3 protein-coding genes are annotated in these 2,809 nt (G+C 69.8%); all 3 read right to left on the bottom strand.

Features of this window, described 5'->3' with window-relative positions; all coding sequences use genetic code 11:
- Positions 1 to 125: 125 nt before the first annotated feature.
- The 3 genes from Q8M82_RS16680 to rsmD all read right to left on the bottom strand — a co-directional run bounded on the left by Q8M82_RS16680 (position 126) and on the right by rsmD (position 2,539).
- Entirely contained in the window at positions 126 to 875 is a 750-nt protein-coding gene (locus tag Q8M82_RS16680; protein WP_305692445.1) for a hypothetical protein, read from the bottom strand.
- 102 nt (positions 876 to 977) lie between these two features.
- Positions 978 to 1,883 (bottom strand): DMT family transporter, encoded by a 906-nt coding sequence (locus Q8M82_RS16675; protein WP_305692444.1) that lies wholly within the window; start codon positions 1,881 to 1,883, stop codon positions 978 to 980.
- Positions 1,884 to 1,966: 83 nt separating this feature from the next.
- Positions 1,967 to 2,539 (bottom strand): 16S rRNA (guanine(966)-N(2))-methyltransferase RsmD, encoded by a 573-nt coding sequence (rsmD, locus tag Q8M82_RS16670; protein WP_305692446.1) that lies wholly within the window; start codon positions 2,537 to 2,539, stop codon positions 1,967 to 1,969.
- Positions 2,540 to 2,809: the final 270 nt, after the last annotated feature.

Here is a 2,809-nt window from a genome sequence, read left to right as displayed (position 1 = left end):
TCGATCGTATCGCCGGTTGAAAGCCGCGTACTCCTGGCGATCGAGAGCGTCGTACTGTTCGACGCACAGCTTTTCGAACAGCAGAAGCAGATCGTTCGTCGAAAGCGGCTTGAGATTGATCCTGCTCATCTAAGCACTCCGACCTGTCGTAATGCCTGCTGTCCCACCCGCACATGCTCGGACCAGTCCCGACCTCGCAGATAGTCGCGTGGCGAGAGACCGCCGAAGTTTGGATTTTTGGCCGTGTACCAGCCCGTAATCTCATGATGCTTGTAGCGGGGCACGCTGACAACGTTGTCGGGGCCGTCGAGCATCGAACGCGGAAAGCCTTCACGCCCTCCCGCACCTTGCTCGACGATGTGGTGGTCGTCGTAACCCGGCCGCCGTTGCCCCGCCTGCTGCTGGAGATCGGCCAGCGATTGGGGCCGATCCTGATAGGACTGGATCGACGGCCATTCGGAGTACAGCCAGTGGCCCGCCTCGAGGACGGTGATGACCGCGCCGATCGGCCCCGCTCGGCGGGCCGCCACGAGGGCGATCTGCTTGGCCAGGGCCTTGGCGGCCTGGGTCTTCGAGACCCTGTCCTTGGGCGGTTCTTTCGGAGGGTCCGGCGGGTCGAGCGACGGCCCGCCATTGTCGCCGATGCCCGGCTGCCGGCCCTGCGCATAGCCCTCGACATACCGCCACCGTCCGCTTTCGCGGCCATTGCCGCCGGGGATGCGCGGCTGATCCTCGCGGAAGCCTGCCTTCTCGACGAGCGCCTGCAGCCGGGCCAGCGCCCGCATCATCCGGTCGCCGGCGATCTGGCTCGCAAGCCGCCTGCGCTGCAGCGCGGCACTTCGGGAACGCCAGTAATCTGGATAGGGAAGGGGCATCCGTGCGTGTGACCTCCGCGACGGATGCGAAGATCAGGCACGCGGAGCCTACCGGGGACAAGATGGCCCGCTTATCCCCTCGGCCGCCGGCGGTTCCGTCGCTCAGCCGGCTTCGGCGACTCCCCCCGCCTTCGCCCGTCCCGGGATCAGGATCGAGCCCGACGCCGCGATCACCAGCGCGAGGCCGAGCCAGTCGCTCGGCGTCGGGCGCTCGCCGAGCAGCAGCACCGAGCCGAGCACGCCCACCGCCGGCACCATCAGCGTGCCCAGGCTCGCGATGCCGGCCGGCAGCCTTGCGATCACCGTGAACCAGAGCACATAGGCCAGCGCCTGCGCGCCGAGAATGTGGAAGGCGAGCGCCGCCACCGTCCGCGCCTCCAGCATCTTGGGCACGGGCACACCCTCGAAGACGAGCATGCCGAGCCCCCCAGTCGCGCCGCCGATCAGCAGCTGCCAGGCGGCAATGGTCAGAGCCGGCGCGCTCACCGGCCAGCGCTTGCTGACGATGGTGCCCAGCGCCCAGCTCACGCTCGCGATCAGCGCCAGCAGCAGTCCGAAGGAGAGGCCGCCGCCCGCGATCAGCGGCAGGCCGAGGCAGGCCAGCCCCGCGACGCCCAGCCCGAGCCCGATCAGACGCTGTCGGTCGATCGGCTCGGCCAGGATGAAGCGGGCGAGCAGCGTCGCCCAGATGGGCATGGTGAAAGTCAGGATCGCCGCGCGCGAGGTCGGCGCAGCCAGCTGCGCGAAGGCGAGCAGGATGTTGAAGGCCGCGATCGACAACAGCCCTGCCACCGCCAGCCGCAGCCATTGCGCCCGCGGCACCGCCAGCGTCACGCCGCGCATGAGCGCGACCGCAATCAGGAACAGCCCCGCGAAGGTCATGCCGCTCGCCCGCAACGTCCAGGGCGCGATCTCGGTCAGCGCGATCCGCACCGCCGGCCAGTTGAAGCCCCAGAGCAGACCCAGCAGCGGGACGAGCAGCAGCGAACGGCCTGATGGGTGTGACATGGCGCGCCTATGCGTGGGCCGGTGCCGACGGCGTCATGCGATTTCGGCTGCGGCCCGATGCGCGATGGGCATCGGACGAGCCGTCACGGCTCGCTCGCCTGCAGGATCAGCACCTGCGTCTCGCCATACTCCCGCCGCTGCAGCAATTCGAACCCGTCGGGCAGGGCGATCTCGACATCGCCGGCCTCCTCCAGGATCACCAGCGCGCTGGGCGCCAGCCATCCGCCATCGCGGGCCGAGGCGAGCGCTGTCTCGCCGAGGCCCTTGCGATAGGGCGGGTCGCAGAACATCACCGCGAAGGGGTCCATGGCGCTGATCGGGCCGAGCTTGGTCGCGTCGCGCCGGAAGACGCGGCTGTGGCCGGCGAGCCCGAGCGCCATCTGGTTCTCGCGGATCAGCCCGCGCGCCTCGGTGCCGTCGTCGACCAGCAGCGCGAAGACGGCGCCGCGCGACAGCGCCTCGAAGCCGAGCGCCCCGGTCCCGGCGAAGAGATCGAGTACGCGCGCGCCGTCGAGCGGGTCGTCATAGGCATGGGCGAGCACGTTGAAGAGGGATTCGCGCAAACGGTCCGAGGTCGGGCGGATGGTCCCGATCCCCGGCTTGGGCCCGGCCAGCGCCCGCCCGCGCAAACGTCCGCCGACGATCCGCATGCTCAGACCATGACGATGATGCGTGGAAACACGCCGTCATCCTGGGGCGACCGGAGGTCGTCCCGGGATCCATCGAAGGACACGACGGAGCCCGATGATGGATCCCGGATGGCGCGGCGTTCGCCGCTTGTCCAGGATGACAGTGTGGTTTGGGCGATCATTGGAATCGGCGCCCCTCAGTCCCGCTTGCCGCCGGAGCGTGGACCCTTGGCCCCGCCGCCGGGGCGGCCGCCACCCGGACGCCCGCCACCGCCCGGCTTGCCGCCGAAGGGCCGG

The sequence above is a fragment of the Allobosea sp. genome, from assembly GCF_030694325.1.
Taxonomy (GTDB): Bacteria; Pseudomonadota; Alphaproteobacteria; order Rhizobiales; family Beijerinckiaceae; genus Allobosea.
Note: the sequence above shows the minus strand (reverse complement) of the source record. Positions and strands in the feature narration are given on the sequence as shown.